Origin of the sequence: Thalassobacillus devorans MSP14 (genome assembly GCF_000496835.1) — a bacterium.
GTDB lineage: Bacteria > Bacillota > Bacilli > Bacillales > Halobacillaceae > Thalassobacillus > Thalassobacillus devorans_B.
Genome location: NZ_KI543237.1, coordinates 463,758 through 485,619 on the forward strand (window position 1 = coordinate 463,758; position 21,862 = coordinate 485,619).

Annotated in this window: 18 protein-coding genes; 3 read left to right on the forward strand and 15 right to left on the reverse strand. The window is 43.3% G+C overall.

Annotated elements, in window-relative coordinates; genetic code table 11:
* Positions 1–8: 8 nt before the first annotated feature.
* From P855_RS0112655 to P855_RS0112700, 10 genes are all read right to left on the reverse strand, one after another.
* Entirely contained in the window at positions 9–905 is an 897-nt protein-coding gene (locus tag P855_RS0112655; protein WP_028783917.1) for an ROK family protein, read from the reverse strand.
* A 66-nt stretch (positions 906–971) separates the two neighbouring features.
* A complete protein-coding gene (locus tag P855_RS0112660; protein WP_028783918.1) occupies positions 972–2,252 on the reverse strand; it encodes a TRAP transporter large permease in 1,281 nt (426 codons plus the stop codon).
* Positions 2,253–2,720 (reverse strand): TRAP transporter small permease, encoded by a 468-nt coding sequence (locus P855_RS22520; protein ID WP_028783919.1) that lies wholly within the window; start codon positions 2,718–2,720, stop codon positions 2,253–2,255.
* A 26-nt stretch (positions 2,721–2,746) separates the two neighbouring features.
* A complete protein-coding gene (locus tag P855_RS0112670; protein WP_028783920.1) occupies positions 2,747–3,778 on the reverse strand; it encodes a sialic acid TRAP transporter substrate-binding protein SiaP in 1,032 nt (343 codons plus the stop codon).
* Positions 3,779–3,901: 123 nt separating this feature from the next.
* Positions 3,902–4,771: an N-acetylneuraminate lyase gene (locus P855_RS0112675; protein WP_028783921.1), complete on the reverse strand. Its 870-nt coding sequence runs from the start codon at positions 4,769–4,771 to the stop codon at positions 3,902–3,904.
* 13 nt (positions 4,772–4,784) lie between these two features.
* Entirely contained in the window at positions 4,785–5,483 is a 699-nt protein-coding gene (locus P855_RS0112680; RefSeq protein WP_028783922.1) for an N-acetylmannosamine-6-phosphate 2-epimerase, read from the reverse strand.
* Positions 5,484–5,678: 195 nt separating this feature from the next.
* A complete protein-coding gene (locus P855_RS20940; RefSeq protein ID WP_152526237.1) occupies positions 5,679–8,081 on the reverse strand; it encodes a sialidase family protein in 2,403 nt (800 codons plus the stop codon).
* A 244-nt stretch (positions 8,082–8,325) separates the two neighbouring features.
* Positions 8,326–10,377 (reverse strand): CocE/NonD family hydrolase, encoded by a 2,052-nt coding sequence (locus tag P855_RS0112690; RefSeq protein WP_028783923.1) that lies wholly within the window; start codon positions 10,375–10,377, stop codon positions 8,326–8,328.
* Positions 10,378–10,392: 15 nt separating this feature from the next.
* Positions 10,393–11,091, reverse strand: coding sequence for a TetR/AcrR family transcriptional regulator (locus P855_RS0112695; RefSeq protein ID WP_028783924.1), 699 nt, complete (start codon positions 11,089–11,091; stop codon positions 10,393–10,395).
* Between the two features lie 12 nt (positions 11,092–11,103).
* The gene (locus P855_RS0112700; protein ID WP_235062646.1) at positions 11,104–12,630 is read right to left on the reverse strand and encodes a BCCT family transporter; all 1,527 of its coding nucleotides are present in this window, start codon (positions 12,628–12,630) and stop codon (positions 11,104–11,106) included.
* Between the two features lie 380 nt (positions 12,631–13,010).
* Between P855_RS0112700 and P855_RS20945 the strand changes: the two genes are divergently transcribed.
* The 3 genes from P855_RS20945 to P855_RS0112715 are packed head-to-tail and all read left to right on the forward strand — an operon-like array spanning position 13,011 to position 16,963.
* Complete coding sequence (locus tag P855_RS20945) at positions 13,011–14,003, forward strand: glycosyltransferase family 2 protein (RefSeq protein ID WP_051353207.1); 993 nt, start codon at positions 13,011–13,013, stop codon at positions 14,001–14,003.
* Positions 13,984–14,358 carry a GtrA family protein gene (locus tag P855_RS0112710; RefSeq protein WP_028783926.1) on the forward strand — a complete coding sequence of 125 codons (375 nt, stop codon included), beginning with the start codon at positions 13,984–13,986 and terminating at the stop codon, positions 14,356–14,358. The genes P855_RS20945 and P855_RS0112710 overlap by 20 nt, the downstream gene beginning before the upstream one ends.
* A gap of 13 nt (positions 14,359–14,371) precedes the next feature.
* A complete protein-coding gene (locus tag P855_RS0112715; protein ID WP_028783927.1) occupies positions 14,372–16,963 on the forward strand; it encodes a YfhO family protein in 2,592 nt (863 codons plus the stop codon).
* A gap of 414 nt (positions 16,964–17,377) precedes the next feature.
* Here the strand turns inward: P855_RS0112715 and P855_RS22410 are convergent, their stop codons facing one another.
* The 5 genes from P855_RS22410 to P855_RS0112745 all read right to left on the reverse strand — a co-directional run bounded on the left by P855_RS22410 (position 17,378) and on the right by P855_RS0112745 (position 21,701).
* Positions 17,378–17,542, reverse strand: a complete 165-nt coding sequence (locus P855_RS22410; RefSeq protein WP_200865956.1) for a hypothetical protein — start codon at positions 17,540–17,542, stop codon at positions 17,378–17,380.
* A 118-nt stretch (positions 17,543–17,660) separates the two neighbouring features.
* The gene (locus P855_RS20955; protein ID WP_051353209.1) at positions 17,661–18,440 is read right to left on the reverse strand and encodes an SDR family NAD(P)-dependent oxidoreductase; all 780 of its coding nucleotides are present in this window, start codon (positions 18,438–18,440) and stop codon (positions 17,661–17,663) included.
* A 24-nt stretch (positions 18,441–18,464) separates the two neighbouring features.
* Positions 18,465–19,604: a thiolase family protein gene (locus tag P855_RS0112735; RefSeq protein ID WP_028783928.1), complete on the reverse strand. Its 1,140-nt coding sequence runs from the start codon at positions 19,602–19,604 to the stop codon at positions 18,465–18,467.
* Positions 19,605–21,062, reverse strand: coding sequence for an AMP-binding protein (locus P855_RS0112740; protein WP_028783929.1), 1,458 nt, complete (start codon positions 21,060–21,062; stop codon positions 19,605–19,607). It abuts the gene before it with no gap.
* Between the two features lie 60 nt (positions 21,063–21,122).
* Positions 21,123–21,701: a biotin transporter BioY gene (locus P855_RS0112745; RefSeq protein ID WP_028783930.1), complete on the reverse strand. Its 579-nt coding sequence runs from the start codon at positions 21,699–21,701 to the stop codon at positions 21,123–21,125.
* Positions 21,702–21,862: the final 161 nt, after the last annotated feature.

Consider the following 21,862-nt stretch of genomic DNA (forward strand, 5'->3'; position numbering starts at 1 on the left):
CTTTGCGGTCAATCAGCAAAATAGTGGTAAGCAGCTCCCAGAAGGTTTGCTTTATTTTGATGAACTGCTATCCGAACATCAAGTTTTCTTCGATGATTCGGCATCACTTTTTCAAAAAGCGATTGTTTAATATGGGTCAAAAGAAATTCACCTTGGGCAGAAATACCGCCACCGATAACGATCAGTTCTGGATTTAAAACATGAACAACCGACTTAAGGCCGGTCGTCAAATCATCCAGCCACTGATTAAAAACTGCTTCACTCTGTTTATCACCATACCGCAATTTTTCGAAGAATTCTATTACCTTTATTTTACTACCAAACGATTCATTTATCATCTCTTCCAAGGCGGAACTTGAAGCATATCTTTCCAGACAACCATCATTTCCACAGGTGCACGGCTTCCCTCCGGGATATAAAGTAAGATGACCGATCTCAGCCGCAGCATGACTGGAACCAGAATATAATTGACCATTTAAAAACAATGAACCTCCGATTCCCGTACCAATGGTCAAACATAAAAAGTTTTCTGTATCATTAGCTGCACCCTTCCAATATTCTCCGAGCGCTGTACAATTGACATCATTTTCTACTTTAACCTTCAGACCTGTTGCTTTTCCAACACGACTTCTGATATCCATTCCAGTGTAATCGGGGATAGTATCAGTAGCATATACCACTACCCCATTTTCCGAATTAATCTGACCAGCTGTACTAATGGATATTCCATCTATCTTCCAGATTTTTTTTATTTCCAGGCTTTTATTGATGACTTTTTTTATAATAGCTTCTCCACCTTGTTTTGCTGCTGTGGGGAAGGAGCCATCTTCCATAAATGAGCCATCCCTATCTACAACACCATACTTTATTGATGTTCCTCCTATATCAAACACGGCAATCAACATAGCTATTTCTCCTCTATATTCAAGTTAAAAAGAGAAAAACCTGCAGACAGGCTTTTCTCTTTAAAATTACGGACTAAACAAATTAGGTAAAAACAGTACAAGTTGAGGAAATATCGTTATGATAATCAATGTAACGAACAACGGAATCCAAAATGGAATGACTCCTCTGGTGATGACATGAATAGGGATATTACCCACTTTTGACACCACAAACAACGCCATTCCCATCGGTGGAGTCAATATTCCAATCATCAAGTTCAGAATAACAATGATACCAAAATGAACTGGATCGACACCAGCTGCTACGACAACAGGCACCAGAATTGGTATCAATAAAATCAGTAAAGCCAATGACTCGATGAACGTTCCCAGAAAAATCAAGAGTAAATTGATCAATAACAGCAATAGTACAGGGTTTTCTGTGACATTCAAGAAAAAGTCAGCTATTTCCATGGCGACTCGTTCATGCGCGATCATCTGGCCAAAAAACTCAACAGCCATAATCATCAATACAGCTACCCCGGTCAATTTTAACGAATCAACCACATTATCAAAAAACTTCTTCAAAGTCAGTTCACGATATAAAAAGAACCCCAGGATCATTGCATAAACCGTGGCTACCACAGCAGCCTCTGTCGGTGTAAATAACCCAGAAAAGATACCACCTATAATGATAACCGGTGTCAGCAATGCCCAAAATGCTTCTTTAAAATGAAAAGCACGCTTTTTGAAGGTAGACTTTTCTTCCTTTGGAAATCCACGCTTCTTTGCAAAAATATAGGCGACCACCATCAAGCTGGCTGCCATTATAATACCTGGGATAACTCCCGCTAAAAATAAATCGGCAATCGATTGATCAGAGACTACACCATAAATGATCAATGGAATACTGGGAGGAATAATTGGCCCAATGATCGCTGAAGCTGCCGTTAGGCCTCCCGCGTAATCATCATCGTACTTCCCGTCACGCATCGACTTAATTTCTAATTGTCCCAGCCCCCCAGCGTCAGCAAGTGCTGAACCGGACATGCCGGAAAACATTAAGCTTGCCATGATGTTCACATGTCCCAGTCCACCCATGAAGTGTCCTACCAGCGATCTTGCAAAACTGAAAATCCGCTCGGTGATGCCAGATGAATTCATTAATGTTCCAGTTAATATAAAGAATGGAACGGCAAGCAGCGAAAATGTATCAAGACTATCAACCAATTTCGCACTTGTGAAAAATACCAGGCTCCAGTCATTGGTAAGAAAATAAACAAATGCTGCAAGCAGTAACGTGAACCCCACCGGCATACCCAGGAATAAAAGGACAAGCCATAACAGCAATATCATAAAGACATCCATTTATCCCACCTCCTTCTTATGCTTTATCTCTTTGATGTTTTTCTCAATCAAGCGATAAAGCATAAGCAAGGATAGTACCGGGAGTGCCATATACATATATACATAGGATATATTCAAGGAGACAATCTCCACCGGAAGCTTACGTATTGACATTTCGTACCCGATATAGGTCATTACCAGCAGGATGATCCCTATTAGTATTTGAAAAGTGTAGTGGATAACATTTTGTATCCTGACTGGCAGCTTCTCAAAGAAGTATTCGATTCTCACATGTCCATCACTTTTAATCTCAGAGGAGACGGCAAGGTAAGCTACATATACAAATAGAAACCTCGCCAGCTGCTCAGACCACGTATTCGGACTATCCAATACCTGCCTTGAAAAGATTTGGAGGACAAGAACAATTAATATTACGATGAACAGCGATCCACCAATAATCTCCTCGAGATTCCGAAAGAACTTTTTCATAAACATTCCCCTAGATCGAGTTTGAATTACCGCGCGTCTTTAATTTGTTGTAAGTATTTTTCTCCGTCACCTTCAATATCTTCCAGATATTTAGGGTAAGCTTTGGAGACTGCCTTTCTGAATTCCTCTAAATCAGGCCTTGTTACAGTGACACCTTCTTTTTCGAACTTAGAAATCAAACTTGCTTCTTCTTCTTTAAATAGCTTGGTATGCTCTTCGGCAGCCTTATCAATTCCTTCTTGTAAAATGGTCTGGAGGTCTTCAGGTAATGCATCCCAAGTCTTTTTACTTACTACATAATTGGCATCGTTAACTACATGATTTGTCATAGCGAGGTAATCCTGTACTTCATAGAATTTTTGTGCATCAATCGTGGAAAGAGGATTCTCCTGTCCATCTACGGAGTTAGTCTGAAGCGCCATGTATACTTCTGTAAATGCCATCGGTGTAGGAGAGGCTCCAGTATATTTAGCATAATCAAGGAGTGTATCAGCTTCCGGAACGCGAAGTTTCAAACCTTCCATATCACTTAATGATTCTATCGGACGGTTGGAAGTCGTCTGACGAGTACCATTATAGGCAGTTGCAGCTATCATCCAGTTATGGTCTTTCTCTAATTCCTCATGAAGTTCTTTCCCATAGTCCGTTTCATAAACAGCACGTTTCAGGTGATCGAAATCCTCCACAATATATGGAAGACCCATCAGTTCAGCACGCGGTACCCATATCCCGAATCTGCCAGTCTCCGCAAGAGTAATATCTAAGCTATCTTCCCTTACTTGCTCTAACATGGCGCGGTCATCTCCAAGTTGAGAATCTGCATAAATGTTGATGGTTAATTGTCCATCACTTTCTTTCTCTACATAGTCAGCTAGCAGCTCAGCCGCCTTGTATTCGTTCTGAGCAGTTCCGGCTACCATTCCAAACTTCAATTCAAATTTTTCTCCATCAGATGAAGAGTCGGCACCTGCAGAACTTGTATCATTTTCTCCAGAACACGCCGCTAAAGCGAATACTAAAACTAACAAAAAGCCTAACTTCATGATATGTTTCTTCATAAAATAACCTCTCTCCCTTTAATATGTTTTGAAACGCTTTCATTTGTTAGTAAAAAATATATCATCTTGATAGTTAATTGTCAATATTATTATTATTATGAAAATCAACTATCAAGAAGAGTTTTAATTAAAATACTTTTCAGCAATTTTATTAGCTCTTGTTACTTCTGTTTCTGTTAAAGCACGCATCGGTTTGCGGCAAAAACCGGCGTCTACGCCTTTTTGCTTAAGGACTTCTTTAATAGTTTGATAGAGTCCATTATCAAGTATTTCAGCAATTACATCGTTCGTTACTTTTTGTACTGCTCTCGCCTCGTCAATTTTACCATTTTGCGCCAATTCAAAGATCTGTTTCGCCCGTTGTCCATTCAGATTGAACGTACTGCCAATAGCGCCATCGATATCTAATACACTTGCTGACAGGAGCATCTCATCAAATCCAGAATAAATCAGTTTCTCTGGGAATTTGTGGCGAATTCGTTCCAACAGGAAAAAGTCAGGAGCTGTGAATTTTACACCGATGATTTTTTCATGTTCAAATAGCTCAGCAAATTGATCCAGGTTCATATTGACCCCTGTCAATGCTGGAATGGAATAAATAATCAAATCGTTATCAACGCTTTCAAGAATTGTCTGGTAGTAGTCTTTGACCTCTGCAAAATCAAATTTATAATAAAAAGGTGTGACAGCAGAAATAGCATCATATCCCAAATCTGTCGTGTACTGGGCCAGCTCCACTGCTTCATCGATGTTCAAAGATCCCACTTGCCCGATCAATTTCACTTCGTCACCGACTTCATCCTTTACAATTTTAAATACCTGTTTCTTTTGCTCCGTGGATAACAGGAAGTTCTCCCCGGTACTGCCATTTACATAAAGACCATCCACTTCGGAAACATCGATATTATATCTGACAATTTCCCGTAAGCCTTTCTCATTTATGTTTCCTTGTTCATCAAAGGAACACATTAAAGCTGAAAATAATCCCTTCATACTTATCCCCCTATTATTTACTGGATTCATATTCATCCACTTGATCAATAGCTGCTGCAAACTTCTTAGTAATCAATTGCGGTCTCGTGATGGCACTGCCCACTACCACTGCATGAGCGCCTAGTTCTAATGCTTCTTTCACTTTCTCAGGGGTATCATAGTTGCCCTCGGCTATTACAGGAATAGAAACAACCTCCAGTACCTTCTCCAATACTTGCAATGGAACCACATCTTCCGTATAAGCGGTGTACCCCGCAAGTGTTGTCGCAACAATATCTACGCCTGCTCTTTCTGCTTCTATTGCTTCTTCAGTTGTAGATACATCTGCCATGAAAAGCTGTTGAGGAAACTCTTTCTTAACTTTGTGAAAAAATTCAGTAAAGCCTTTGCCATCCGGTCGTTTTCGGCAGGTAGCATCAAAAGCGATAATGTCACACCCTTCTTGGTAAAGCTCCCTCACTTCTTTAGTGGTCGGGGTAATCCTTACATCATTATCCGGGTAATCCTTTTTGATAATCCCGATGATAGGAAGCTTAATCTCCCTTTTAATCGCCCGAATGTCCTTTACTGTATTCGCCCTTATTCCTGCGGCTCCTCCCTGGGATGCTGCCAGTGCCATCTTGCTCATGATGTACGAGTCGTGAAGCGGTTCTCCTTCCAGTGCCTGACAAGAAACAATCAATTTTGACTTTAGTTTTTCTACTAGATCCATAAACGATCTCCTTACCTAATTTGCCATTCTACTATCGTTTGTTTAAAACGCTTTCAGTAAGTTCACTATAAACCAGTGATTGCTAATTGTCAATATAATATTTAATATTGACAATTAGCAATCATAAGTGATTAACTTATATACAAAAAAGGGCATCATTTTATAGGTGATGCCCTTTTTAATAGACCTGCTTTTCTACTGTTTTTTTGCTGTTATTATTTCATCTTTCAATAAAATATCTTCCTCATATAGTTTTCCATATTCGTTAAACCACCGTGATTCTTCAGCTGGTTCAAGCTTTACATCATGTATTCCTGCGGGCAAATCAGGCAGTGTTCCAGTAAATGTGAAATGGTTTTTGTTTTGTTCTTCTAATTGTAAAGTTAACTGTTCCCCGCCAACGGTACCATGAAGCTTCCTTTCACCCATCAACATTATATAGGCATCTTCAAATGATACATCCACTCTAATTTCATCACCTTTAACATATACGGGTGGAGGACTAGAGATAATTTGAACCGCTTCTAAAGTTGGCTCTGGAGCTTCTCTGAATTTATCCCATTTCAGAAATTCCTTATTGAATTTGATAAAATTCATTTCCGTATTGGCTGTCCCTTCATAGAAGAGCCCTAACTTTCCGCCACTCAAGTTAGCAAGACTGGAATACCCATAATGTCCTTCTTTGACAAGCTGTGCATATTTCCAATTAAAATCATACTTTAAACGGCCGTTTTCATACGTGCCATTTTCCTTTATCAAGCCGAAACGGACTGCTCCATTGATTCTGCTGGAATTATCATTAGCACTGGACAAAACTACTGCTTCTTTGCCGTCAACCATTCCCTCATACTTGATAGCTGACATTTGACTGTATGGCGCATCTACTGCTTCTTCGGTAACCACCTCATGATGCCACGTTTCACCACCATCGAAACTTGTTGCAATTTGCGGATGGCCACTGTGATTCCTCATGAACAACTTCAACTGACCGTCTGGCATCTCCACAACCTGGGCTTCTGTAATTTCATACTGCCAGCCTTCAAAGGTCTTCTCATCTAATACTTTGTCGTTACCGACTATCCTGCCTTGATTTGGCGACTCACCACGATGCCACGTTTCTCCGTTGTCATCACTGTAGATTACCGCGCTGGCCTGGCGATTATTGTCATTGATGAAATAAACCGGGAAAACCAGCCTCCCCTGATTCGGCCCTTCTTTCAACTGAATTCCATTACCAGGGCCAGCACCCAGAAACATCATCCAATCTTCTTTGACTTCATCATTCAAATCAATCGGGCCTGTCCATGTTTCGCCTTCGTCATCACTATAATATAACTCAAGATAAGATGTTTTAAATGGCTTTAACGGAGAAGTCTCACTGAAGATGTTATCTATTTTCTCACCATCCTGATATAAATTTCTCTCCATATCGACTGTATATTCAGTAAGCGCTCCTGATTCATCATAAACCTTGCCTTCCTCACGAATCGTATATTCGTTCCCACTTTCATCGGTAAGAAACATATATTCTTTTCCATTAACCGTTTTAAAACCAGTTCCCTTGGAAACGTTCGTACCGAATCCTCCCATCAATCCAGCTCCATGGGGAAATCCATCCACTAAAGCAAAAATTCGTTCAGTTGAACGATCTTGCAAGAAAGCTAAGTCAATATTAGACGCTTCATCCGGGTAATCATTGATGACAATTCCATCATCCCAGGTCTCGCCTTCATCAAAACTTCGCCTGATTACTGCATCAATATTATTGGGAGAATCAGCCCCACTCTCAACTCTTCTGTCGATTCCCGCTATAAGGGTATTCTCTTTCGTATTAAACAAAGCAGGTATTCGGTAGTTATTGGAACCCATGAATCCTGGATAAAAGAGGCTTGCAGGTTCTGTAATATAGGCGTCGTCGGGCATTGGATTGACCAATGCTTCTTTAGAGGTTACTTCTGTGGTGTTAATAAGTAGTTGATCAGAGAGAGGAGTGGAGTAGAATTCAAAGAAGTCAATGTCCCCTTCAAACGGATAAGGATTTCCTCCCGATGCCCGTTCAGTTATACCCAGTTTTGCACTGTTTGGTTCGTAGATGTTAGCGAGGAATTTCACAGGTGAAGTTTGATCATGCTTTATTAATTCACCATCAAGAAAATACTTATAACCTTCCTCCTTGTCTACAGACATTGCTAAAGTATAAACTTCACCTTTTTTTAAAGACAGATTAGAGGCTTGGATGTGTATATTTTTTTGTGGTTCACCAGGTTTTTCATACCGGTTTTCACTACCAATCGCTCCAGGCGATACATATAAATGAAAATGCCCGTTTGCAAGCCTGTTATTGCTTAAAGAAAACAAAGACATAATCGAATCACCAGTATAACGGAATCTGACCACGATCGTTCCTTCTTCCTGCTGCTTCAGGATGTTTAACTTATTGTTTAAATCTACCGATTCACCACTTGATAGTTGCTTGTTCTCGATTCGTAATGTCGGCTCTGCACTTTCTTCAGAAGCAGCAGATAATCCAGTAACAGGTTGAAAAGCTGAAACTACTAAAAGAAATACCAGAACCAGCAGAAAAGCTTTTTTGTTCAAACAATCTCCTCCTATTTTATAAAAAAGTTTCAAGCAGCTATCCTCCTTTTTTGAAATATTTTTCCATTCAGGAAAATAGTAACATTTTGAAAATAAAACATCAATACCAATTATTAAAATGACAATTAATAATCAAAACCTTATTGGTCACTTCTTTAATAGACTTATATAAAAAGCACACAAACGAATTTTAACGTTTGTGTGCTGAATAATAATTATTGGCAGATTTCCGTATAAGTTATTTTCAGTTATATATCCTCGGAATTTCTTTTTCCCACGTTTTCTCCGTTACTTTTACATCATTTTCATACGCCCATATTTTATTGACCAAGTAGAACGTTGTCGCATCACTGGTCATTTCACTGAAAGTTTCTACCTTTGTCTGCCATTCCCCCCTGCCAATGGTTAACTCCCATTCACACTGAACCTTGGCTGAGACAGGATTCTTTTCTTCTATTATATAAACGTTTTTATTGGTACTTCCATACTCTATCCCATTGGCAGGCAGCCTTCGCTTTCCTTCATCAGAAAAGTCATGCAGCGTCCATGTCTGCCGGATAGGGTCATGGGTAATTTCCTGGGTTCTTTCTTCTTTTCGTAGAATCTCTCTTTCCATGACTGGAGCCGTCTCTGGTGGCTGGAACTTGCCTGCTTGTCTGTCCTTCTCACTTGGCACTCGCTTAGGCATCTCCAGGTAAGTGGAATCTCCAGTATATAAGGTAAGCTCCACTTCTTCAGGAGAAGGCCATGCCTGTGGCCAATAAGTGGGAGCAATAGCCACCTCCAAACAATGTCCTTCAGGAATAACTTGTCCTAATGAATCAAGTTTGATAGCTGCATGATATGTCTTCCCTGGCACCAATGCTTCAGGGTTTACATGGGAGTCCAGATGATTAAGATTCAGCATTCCCCAACTGATTAACGTAGACTCCCCTGTCGGTGATTTATCCGATAAGCGCACGGCCACGAAAGCATTTTCTTTATTAGCAGAGAATTTCATATGAAAGATAGGGTGCCCAAGGTATTCTGTTTGTTTAGAAAACGGTTGAGATTGGAACACAATTGATTTTCCATTTTCTAACCTCTGGTCGGCAGGCAGATCACCTGGCTGACCAAATGGGCAATACGTACCCGCGTAGAATCCATGCTCCTGAACACTGGGCACTACTATTTCTTCCCTGACTGACGCCTTTTCCTGCAATTCATTAGAAGAAACAAACCATTTCTCTTCCTTTAATTGCGGGGATGGCCAGGATTCGTCCCCCACCCATTTTCCGGGACGTTCATCATAACTGACAGCAGGTTTGACACTGTCCTGCATCCAGGAAATGAGTTTAGGCTCATCCATGATTCCTGTATCAATACCTTTCAGCCAATAATCCCACCAGCGGATACATTCCTGCAGGAAACCAATGGTCGGTTCAGGGGTGGCGACTTCAGGAAACTCATGCGCCCAGGGACCGATAATCCCTTTGCTTTCTGCTGGCAGGTTCTCTAACAGACGGAACACGGCATCGGTATACCCATCCTGCCATCCACTAACAGCAAACACCGGGATTTGGATGTCATCGTAATTTTCGCAGACAGATCCATGTTTCCAATAGTCATCCCGCGTTTGATGGGTCAGCCATTCTTCTACAAAAGGAGGGGTGTTTTCGATTCGATCCATCCAATTTTCCTTCCAGCTCTTCCCCACCACTGCTGGGTCTTGCGGACGCGTATTATAAGCGAACATCGTTGAAGCCCACCAAAGCATATCAGAAGCAAGGATATTTCCTCCCCGATAATGTACATCATCCGCATACCTGTCATCAGTGGAGCATAAAGTGATAATTGTTTTTAAAGCACGGTGCTGCCTGGCAGCTACCTGCAAACCATTAAAACCTCCCCACGATTTACCAATCATACCTGCAGCACCAGTCGACCACGGCTGCTTTTCGATCCAGGTAAGTATGTCTAATGCATCGTCTTGTTCCTGCTTCGTATATTCATCGAGTAGAATGCCATCTGAATTCCCAGTTCCTCTAATGTCAACCCGGATACTGGCATAACCATGACCAGCAAAATAAGGGTGCCTTGCCGAGTCACGTATCGCAGTAAAATCATCCTTACGATAAGGAAGGTATTCCAAAATGGCAGGAACTGGATTTTCTTCTGCATCTGTCGGTATCCACATAGTGGCAGATAAATTCGCACCATCAGACATAGGAATCCATATATTCTCTATCTTTTTCACTTTTCTGGGATAATCGGTTTTTACCTTTCTTCGGTCAGAATCATTTATGTTAAATACCACCGGTTTCCACCTCTTTCAAATTTCGATGTTTAAGTCAACTTTTTCTCTTTTATCTTCTGGTATGGCATGAATCAGAATTTCCCACACATATTTTAACGTTAAATGAACGGCTTCATCTTTTGCTAAAGGACGTCGTTCATTAATGTAGGTGCTCATCATACCCTTCCAAATCATTAAAGTCATATCGGAAATAAGTTCTACTTTTTCCTCCTGGATCAGACCTTCTTCCACAGCTTGCTGAATAAAGAGAGCACTACGCTTAGAAAAACTATGTTCTGTGATAATAGATCTTATTTCTTCCGGCAGCCCAATTAAATCATCAGCGTAAATACTATAATAGTGATCAAGCAGATCCTGGGCAGAACCACCAACATTTTCGATGAAAATTACTTCATAGATTTTTGGTTGTTCAAAACTATGTTCACAAAAGCATTCCCAGGCATACAACCATTTTTCCAACGTATTATTTCCTTTTTCTAAATAAGAAGGCAGCTCTTCTGTATAGCTTTTCGTAAAGCGCATCGCTGCAAAAAATTTTAAATGAGAAAGGTCTTTGAAGTAGTTATAAGCAGTGGAGCTGGTGAAGCCGGCTCTATCTGCTATCTTACGGATGGTTACATTTTCAATGCCTGACTCTTCGATCATATCTACAGCGGCCTCCATGAAATAGTTCCACATCCGTGCTTTTTTTAATTTCTTTCTATTATCTTCCATGCTACTCATCCTCTATTTTTTATCATCTATATAGACGTGTAAGTGTTCATTACTCTTTAACCATTTAATAAGAGAATAAGCCATTAAGATATACATTATCAATACAGGGACAGATACTAACACCGAAGAAGTCTGTACAACATCCAACCCTCCGACAATGGTCAAGCTGATCGCCAGCGCGGATAGTAAAATCCCCCATAGCAATCGATGCCAACGGGCAGGTTCGGCCCCATCTTCCAACTCTCTCGTAGCGACACTTGCAATGACATAACTAGCTGAATCAAGAGAGGTAGCCAAAAATATAAAGCCCAGGATAACAAAAAATATTGAGACTATTATCGGAAGCGGAAGTGAGTTCAACACCTCTACAATAACGGATGGGCCACCTTTTTCCATAAGAATGGACGTTAAGTCTACTTTGTCTGTCAATTGCAGGTTCATCGCATAACCACCAAAAACTCCAAAATATAACCAACTGCCAAGGGAACCCCATAATAAGACATTTGAAACTAATTCCCGAATGCTTCTTCCTTTGGAAATACGAGCTACGAATATTCCTATGAATGGTGCTGTAGCCGCAAACCATGCCCAGTAAAAGACAGTCCAGGTTTGTGGGAAGCCCCCTTGGTTGATAGGATCGGTGTACAGGCTCATGCGCATAAATTTATCCAGCATAATTCCCATACTGTCTGTAGTATAAGAGAGAATAAAGAAAGTCGGCCCCACAATGATGACGAATAATGCAAGCCCTAAGGCCATATACACATTCCAGTCGCTCAGTTTACGGATACCTTTATAAAGACCGAAATAGGCACTGGTACTGAAAATGAACGTCCAGATGACAATAATGGTAAGGTTAAGCCATAAAGAAGGCTCGATACCAAAAAGGTTGCCTAATACGGCAGCCACCATAGGAACGCCAAGTCCCAAGGAAGTACCAAGACCGCCTATCATACTCCATATCACTAAGACATCAATGGTTTTTCCAATAAAACCATCTGCATGTTTTCCCAATACTCCCCTGCAAGCAGCACTTATTTTCAACGAACGATCTTTTCTGACAAAAAAACTATATGCCATGACTACTGCTGGAAGCGCATATAAGGCCCATGCAGAAATTCCCCAATGAAAAAAACCGTAACTCAGAGCATACTCTGCTGCTTCATTGGTACTTGGCTCAATTCCAAATGGAGGGCCAGTGTAGTAATAAAGCGGTTCGACAATGGACCAGAACATAATGCTGGTTCCCATACTCGCACAAAATAACATTCCTCCCCAACTGAAACGAGTGAATTCAGGTTTATCCTGCGGATCGCCCAACTTCACTTTTCCGTATCTGCCGAAGATCAGCCAAATAAGTATAATAAATAGTCCTATCGTTAAGAATTCGAATGCCCAATCCAAACGGTTATTGATCGCGGACATCATACTTGAAATAACCGGCGCCGCTGATTCTCGTAATATAACAAGCAACAGCGTGACGACCACAACTAAAATCAATGACGGCCAAAAAATACTCTTTTCTAATTTAGCTTTCATAAGTGCTTGCATTCCTCCTCTTTTATGAACGCGTTCTTTTTATGAACATGTTCATATTAACATAACAATTAGATTTGTCAAAAAATTTTTGATGTTTAAATTACCCCGGAGCCCTCCAAATTTTGGAGGGCTCCGGGGTAAAATGAAATATAGACTTATATTACACTGCATCGTGTCCAGGAAATTTTTCAAAAGTGGTTATAAAGGATAAATAGCCGAGTTAGGGAGGACTGCGGGGTAAACTCAGTTACACCCCAGGTCCTCCAGATTCTGGAGGACCTGGGGTAGTCTGGCCTATGAATACTCTTCTAATCTTTCCCTGTTTCAACGTTTCTCCACAAGGGTAGGATGTAAATAGAGTAAAACTACGGAGGTACACGATGAATAAATTAATGGTATCGGTAATCATACCCGCTTATAATGAAGGGGAAAATATCGAGTTGGTGCATGAGGCCCTTCAAAAGGAATTTGCCGGTCTTTCCTGTGACTGGGAGGTTGTCTTTGTCGACGACGGAAGCGCGGATGATACCCTTATGACAATCCGTGCACTGGCGGCTACTTTCCGGGAAGTGAAATATGTCGCCTTCAGTCGGAATTTCGGCAAGGAAGCTGCCCTGCTTGCAGGTCTTCAGCATGCCCGCGGGGATGCGGTAATCATAATGGATGCCGATCTCCAGCATCCTCCTGCCCTGATTCCTGAGTTACTGGAAGGTTATCAGGAGGGTTATCAGCAGGTGATCGCCAAGCGGAACCGGAATGGAGAATCCAAACACCGCTCTTTCCTCTCCTCGCTTTACTATAAAGCGGTCAACAGTCTGATCGAGGTGAAACTGTATGACGGAGAAGGAGATTTCCGGCTTCTGGGCAGACAGGCTGTCGATGCTATACTGAGTCTCAGTGAAGGAAACCGTTTTTCCAAGGGGTTGTTTTCGTGGATCGGTTTTGATCAGAAAACGATTCGTTACAATAACGTCGAACGCCAGAACGGCGACTCCCAGTGGTCGATGAAACAGCTGCTGGAGTATGGAATCGAAGGTATCTTATCGTTTAACCAGCGGCCGCTCCGTCTGGTCATGTATACTGGTTTAATCGTAATGGCCTTCAGTCTGATCTATATCCTGATCATGTTCGGAATGATTCTCGTACAGGGAATCGATGTGCCAGGCTATTTCACCACCATATCGTCCATTCTGTTTCTTGGCGGTGTACAGCTGGTGAGCCTTGGTGTAATCGGCGAATATGTGGGAAGAATTTATATGGAAACGAAAAAACGGCCACATTATTTGGTAAAAGAAAGCAATGCGAAGAGGGATAACCGTGAACAAAGCGAGTCAACTGCCAAAACAAGCACTCCTGAAAAAATGGAACAATGAATTCACCCGGTTCGTCATCGTCGGCGGACTGAACACGGCGAATTACTATCTATTCTATGTGTTATTTTATAACCTGTTGGGATGGCATTACCTGCCATCCCACATTCTTGCCTTTTTGATCAGCATGGTCATTTCTTTCTTCCTGAACGTTTATTTTACGTATAAGGTCAAGCCCACGCTGTCCAAATTCCTGATGTTCCCGTTCACCCAGGCCGTAAATATGTCGGTGTCTTCTTTGTTGATCTATGTGTTTGTCGACCTGTTACATTTAAATGGCAACATCGCCCCCCTTGCTGCAGTCATATTCACCGTACCAATTACATTTATCGTAACCAGTAAAATTTTGAAGAGGTAAGGCGGGAACAATCATGTCAAAAAAACAAACGATTCTGCTTATCGGCGCAAGCCTCGTCACTGCCATCCTGGCACATGCCTTTTTCCTATATCAGTGGACGCAGGGGGTCTATATGGCAGGGCCGGATGATGGGCTGTCCCAGATGGTCCCTTTCCGTGAGATGCTCTATGACCAGTTCACGAGCGGAAATTTCTTCTATGCCTATGAATTCGGCCTCGGAGGAGGTACATATAGCCAGCTTGCCTATTATTATGGCATCAACCTATTTTTCTACATTACCGTAGCGGCTGTCTTTCTTCTGGAGTCCTTATCGCTAATTGGAGAGCCGGACGTGCTGTTCTGGGCCCAGGCGACCGTGTTCATCAGCATAGCGAGAATGACAATCATCCTGATGGTCAGTACATATGTCTTCCGCTACCTGAATGGCAGGATACTCCATTCGTTCATTGGTGCCGTTCTTTACGGGGTATCCGCCATGTATTTTCGAAATGTTACCTTTTGGGAGTTTTTCGGGGACGCATTCCTCTGGCTGCCACTTTTGATTCTTGGCGTGGAAAAAATCATCCGCGAGCAAAAGCCGGGCTGGCTGATTGCAGCGACAGCCATTTCTTTTTTCGATAATTTCTATTTCGCCTACATAAACGGCATTTTCACCGGCATGTATATCTTTGCCAGATGGATTTTCCCGCTGGCGGCCAAAGAAACGCCGAAACGTAAACAGCTGAACTATTATATCGGAGCCGTGCTGCTTGGACTCGGAATAGGCTCGGTCGGACTCGTACCGGCGATCTGGGGCTTTCTGCAAAACATCCGCCCGCCCTTTGATCAGGAAATTCCATTTTTCTCAAACACAAGCAACATTCTTTATGACAGCCCGTACCTGATCGTACCGGCTGTGTTTGTGCTGATGATCGGCCTGCTTCCACTATTCAAACAACCACAGTTCAAGCTGTTCACAGCTCTGAGCCTGCTGATCATCATGCTGCATTATCTTCCATGGGCGGCGAGCTTCTTTAATGGACTGTCTGCGCCCCAGAATCGATATGAATATCTGGCATCCTTTACGATTGGCGGAGCGGTTGCGGCTGGCTTGCCGGTATTGAAAAAAGTGACACAGCGACAGATGATGGCAGCGGGAATCGGCATGATCGCTTTCTATTTCGTTTTCCATCTGGCCGATTCGACCCTGGAATTCGCCTCTCAGTGGACAGCGGTCATTCCTGTTACTGCAGGTGTAGTCCTTCTGCTGTTTTTCCTGGTCATCAAAAACGGAAAAACAGCGAGGCACAGCTTGATAGCGGTGATTGTTCTGTCCCAGCTCGTAGTAATCAATCAATACCAATATGACAAATTATACGTACATGGCGGGTTGCAGGACACTACGAAAGAATATATCCAAAGTGAAAAATACTCAGGGGCAGAGCAGCAGAAACTGATCAATGAAGTCTTAAACGCAGATTCTTCGCCTCTTTCCCGGGTGTCGTGGAAAGCAGATGGCAGATATAATACACCCATCATCCAGGGATTCACCGGGACAAGTGCTTATTCCAGCATCCTCAATGGGCACCTGTTGGATTACTATTATCATGACCTGGAAATAGATATGAAACGGGAAAGCGTCAGCCGCTACTCGGGGTTCGGCGACCGCGCTAATTTGCACAGTCTGTGGCAGGGTAATTACGTGATGTATAAAAAAGGAGACGCAGCGAACATCCCGTATGGTTTTGAAGCCTATAAAGAGAGTGAAAACTATATCGTCTATAAAAATACCAATCCTTTACCGTTCGTGCGGGTGTCTGATCAGATCTACAGCGAGAAAGCTTTAAAAGACAATCATCCCATTTCCCGGGAACAGGCGATGTTAAAAGGACTGGTGGTCAAAGGTGCCACAGCGACAGCAGGACCAATTCCGGAAAAAGAAAACCTGATCGATCAAACGACAAGCGAGAGCGTTGGAAGCACTTATTCCGAGGGAAGACTTGTAATTAATGAGAAGAAAGGCGGGCTCGATATTTCACTGCCTCAATCAGTCATGGAGTCGGGGGCAGAGGATATCTATGTTTCCTTTTATCTGTTTAACAATGTAGAAGAAGCCCCATTGTTTGCGTTACAGGTGAACGACTTCTGGACCACCCGGAAGTCGCGGGAATCCTTCTATAAAACCAATGTTAATGATATTACGATCCGTATTCCAAAAGAGGAAGTAATCTCGATCCGCATGCGGAAAGGCGATTATACCTTAAAGGATCTGGAAATCTACACAGCGGATTATCAGGCCTTAGAAAAAGCTGCCAAACGAGAGCAAACCAACACCCAGCCGGAAGTAACACTCGATGGCAACCGGATAAGTATTAAAGATTTACAGGTAACTAAAGACGGCTACCTGGCTATTCCTGTTCCCTATGAAAAAGGATGGCAGGTCAAAGTCGACAGAGAGAAACGCGATGTAGAAAAAGTTAACTACGCCATGCTCGGGACTGCTATCCAGCCGGGCGATGAAACAGTAGAATTCACCTACCTGCCGCCATATTTTAAAACGACCTTGATAATAGCAGTTGTATCAATACTTTTAGCTTGCCTTTGGGTGAGAAGAAAAAGAGATTAGCCACACCACGGTTTCTGCTCTCCCAGGGTGCCTGAACCTGGCCCACTCACTTCCATCAGGAAACACATTACCGGGAAAACCAAATTAAAATCAGAGATCTCAATACAGTGGGTCAGACTCCCGTGGCTAAGTCCTGGAGTCTGACCCATCATACATAGATCTATGTATTTTAAGTATCTTTACCAGGAAAAAGTTCCCTCGCAACATTAGACGGCCAGGTGATCACGAACCCCTTGGTTACATTATATGTGCTTATAATCAAAAAGGCGCCTGCCTTCCCATATGCTAAAGCAATAACATACAGAAAGGCAGACGCCTTTTCATTCATTCTTTTCATCCAAAAGAATTTTTATATAGTCTCTACGTGATTAGACCTTGTCGGGCAATAGGATTAATACTAATCTGCTCAATGCATTATAATCCTAACCCTTTTTTCACCTCGTCTTCAGGCAGCCATTCATCTCCAGTCTTAATTGAATTCTCGGCTTCTATCATTTTGGAGAGCAACTTTATGGTAGCGTGACTTTTTTTATTAGCTTCGATGCGTTTATTTATATCTTCCAGTTTCACTTTTCTCATCATGCCTTCCCCCTTTTCTCTTGGAAATCATTATATGAGATGCTTAATGCTAAACTTATATATAATTTACCCGGTTTTTAATAGCTCCATAACATTTATGCAAGCCCTTGTATATAATTCATAGCAATTCATAAGAAGGAGGCAGCCAGCGCCCTTTTTCTTCTTTATTGATCGAATAGACTTCTCCTGACTGTGATAACTCCCGATTTTCGATAAACGCACAAATAAACGCAGCTACCTGCTCCGGGGTGCCGATATCCCAGTAGGCTTGTTCATCCTTGTTTGTGGCGTTTGCCTGCGCCTTTTCCACGAAAGGTCTGGTCATATCGGTCAAGGCGGCGGGTGACAGTGCATTGACCTGAATGTTATTCCGCTTCAATTCTTTTGCGAGCGTAATCGTCATGCCGATGATGGCTGCTTTGGCTGCACTGTAGTTGATCTGGCCCGGGTTTCCAATCAATCCTGCCAGTGAAGTCATGTTCAAAATAAATCCTGGCGTTCCGGTCGATTTAAAAAATCGGGTCGCTGCGGTGCTGCAAAGGAAGGTGCTTGTCACGTGAGAGTCCATGACCTGCTTGAAGACTTCGAGACCCATCCGGTACGAAATGCGATCCTTCGTGATTCCGGCATTATTGATGATTCCAGTCAGGCCGCCAAAAGCAGCTGTCGCCTCCTGGACCAATCGCTCCCCTGCATCTTCTTCTATTACCGACTTGGCAACTCCGGTGGCACGTCCGCCATGACTGCGAATGTCGTTTACCAGTTGTTCGACCTTTTTCTCATCACGTCCGTTTACAACAACGGCGGCTCCTTTTTCTGCAAGCATCCAAGCAGTACTTTTGCCAATGCCGCGCGTAGACCCTGTGATGATAATGATTTCGTTCGACAAATCTCCCATATTAACAGCCCTCCCGTTCAATATTTATTCCATGGTTTCTAACAAAGTGGCAAGTCCCATTCCCCCGCCGATCCCAAGCGTTGCAATTCCACGCCTGGCATCCCCTTTGGCCAGTTCATGGACCATGCGGGTAACCAGAATTGCCCCGGAAGCTCCATACGGGTGGCCTAATGCCAGGGCACCACCGGACCGGTTGACCTTTTCAAAAGGAATCTCCAGCTCTTTCAATGAGGCGATCACTTGGGAAGCAAAGGCTTCGTTGAATTCGACGAGATCAATGTCGTCCTGACTCAAATTCTGCCGCTTCCACAACTTTTCTACGGCAGGAATCGGACCGATGCCAAGCAGATTGGGATCGACCCCGGCAGCGGTACTGTCCACAAAGCGCGCTAATGGCTCCAGACCGAGCATCCGGCACTTTTCCCATGACATGATCAGCACAGCAGACGCTCCGTCATTCATCGGACAGGCATTCCCCGCGGTTACCGTTCCTTCTGGCTTGAACACCGGCTTCAGGCGACGCAGTTTTTCCAGTGATGTATCGGCTCTCGGGCATTCATCGACCCTGACGCCAGCTACCGGAACAATTTCCTCATCAAAAATACCGTTTTGCTGTGCATGCACTGCTTTTTGGTGACTATGTAAGGCAAACGCATCCTGTTCTTCCCGTGAGATATCGTAGTGTTCAGCTACATTTTCAGCCGCTTCCCCCATGTCAGGATCACCGATCGCATCAGGGGAGAATCTTGCTCTTGTATAAAGTTCAGGACCTCGCGGGTCATGGAGGTTCGCAGGCTTTTTTATTTTCCAGGGAGCGAGACTGGTGCTCTCGACCCCGCCAGCAATATAGGTATCGCCAGCTCCAGCCTGGACCAGCCGGGCAGCCATATTGATTGCCTCAAGCCCTGATCCGCACTGACGATCCACGGTTACTCCAGGGATCGTCACCGGCATCCCTGCTGTCAGCAACGACAAACGTGCGATATTGCCTCCTGGACCGACCACATTCCCTAAAATGACGTCATCAATTTCTTCTGGATCGATGTCTGTTACCAGGTTTTCAAACAGAGGACGCATCAGCTCTTCGGGAGGGATATGGGACAACACCCCTCCTGCTTTACCTACCGGCGTCCGTTTTGCTTTGACAATGACAGCGTCTTGCATCTACTCACTCCTTAAGGGAATTTGAAGTTTTTTCCGCGCTATTTTTCCACTGCTCGTATAAGGGAAAGCTTCGAGCTCGTACCATTCTTTTGGACATTTATACTTGGGCAAAAAGTCAGCAAGGTGGGCTTTTATCTCCTCGATCATGAGCGATTCGTCTTTGGCAGCAGTTACAAAAGCGACGACTTTCTCACGCCAATAGTCGTCCGCTACTCCTTTTACCACTACTTCCTCTATCGCTGTATGTTTACGAATCGCTTGTTCGACTTCCTCCGGATAAATATTGAGACCGCCGCTGATGATCATGTTTTGTTTCCGTCCTACTAAAATAAAATGACCTGCTTCATTTTCAAAAGCAAGGTCTCCGACCGTTGCCCAGTCACCAGCAAACACTTTTTCTGTTTCTTCGGGCAGGTTCAAGTAACCATCAAAGGTCCAGGGGCTTTTTACAAACAAGCTGCCGACTTCTCCCTTTTGAACCCGCTTTCCTTCATTTGAAAAAATAGCGAGTTCCACTTCCGGAAAAGGAGTCCCAATCGCTCCGTCAGGGAGGGCTTCCTCCACATTGCGATAACTGACAAAGCTCAATTCCGATGCCCCGTAGAACTCATGCACACTCGCATTCGGAAACACCTGCACGGCTTCCTGTTTCGATGGTTCAGCCCATTTCGCTCCAGAGGATATCAACGCCTGTAACGTTGGGGCAGTTTCGCCCTTCCTCACACGATTCAGTGCTTCAAACATGGTTGGTACGATGTACAGAACGGTAATATCGCTTTTCTGCAGCAGACCCCAGACCTCGCCTGCCTCAAACGTATCCGTCAAATATAATGTGGCACCGATATGCAGACTTTGCACAGCTGCATATAAAAAGTGGGAGTGGACAAGCGGCCCCGGGCAAAGGATTCGATCTGCTTCATACAGGGAGAAAACTTCCTGCCCTACAGAAAAACAATCCGCCCAGGAAGCATGGCTTCGGATGAAACCTTTCGGCCGCCCGGTAGTTCCAGAAGTATATCCAATATAAAAAGGGTCATGATCATCAGCATGCCCCTGTTTCCCATCAGCAGGAGCATTCGCTTCCAGTTCAGAAATAGAAACAGCCTCCATTTTCTCAAACCGATCACCAAAAATAGAATCATAGATGATGAGATCCGGCTCGGCATCACCGATTACATCGTAGAGCTGCGCCAGTTTCCATTTCGGATCAAACGGTATCGCAATCCCTCCGCATGAACTGATGGCGATGAACAGTTCTAACCACCTGGGACTGTTAGGGAGCAGGAACCCTACTCTTTTCCCTTTTATATCAGAAAGCTTTTTAGCAAGTTTACCCTGGAGAGACTGGATAGATTGATAGAAATCCCGATACGAAATTATGCCTTCCTTCGTTTCGATGGCAATCCGCCCGGGATTGTCTTCCGCTATTTGTATTAGTTTTTCCCCGATACAAGCCACACGTTTCACCTCTTCTTTATGTAGAAAAAAGGTTTGCCGGAGTTCAGGCAAACCTCTTATTCAGGCAACATTCGAAACCTTGCTCGAACGTTGATTCCCTTTTTCAATTATCGGATAGACACGATTGATTTGTCGTGCAAGCAAGGAAGCCACTACCACTTTCACCAGGTCGCCAGGGATGAACACGAATGCTGCCCACATCGCCTTCGTCCATGGAGTTTCTGTAATGAAAGATAAATAGGTAACCCCACAGGCATATACAAACAGGATTCCGCCAATTACGTTAAAGGCAATGTAAAGCCCGAGATTGAGTTTATTCCAGAAACGTTCGACCAGAAATCCGGTGATAAAAGCGGCAAACGGCCAAGCCATGATATAACCGCCGGATGGCCCGAATAGCACACCAAGCCCGCCTCTTCCTCCGGAAAGGAGCGGTACACCAAATGTCACAAGCAAAACAAAGAGTAATAGACTCAACCCGCCACGTTTCGCCCCTAAAATAGATCCAGCGAGCATCACCCCTAAGGTCTGAGCCGTGATCGGTACCGGCGTAAACGGTGTGACAATCGGAGGCATTAGACCGAGCGCACCAATAATAGCAGCAAATAAAGCCGCATAAACCATTGTTCTCAATTTCATAATCTCCACCCACCTGTTCATTAGTTTTATGTATGAGTGAAGATTACCGTATATTAGCGAAGTTTGTCAACTATGTTTTTCATTAGGTTAACGTTGCTTGGTATAAGTCAACTTTAAACCTTGCTTCTTATATCCGGCTTCAATTCTATCACTATCAACTA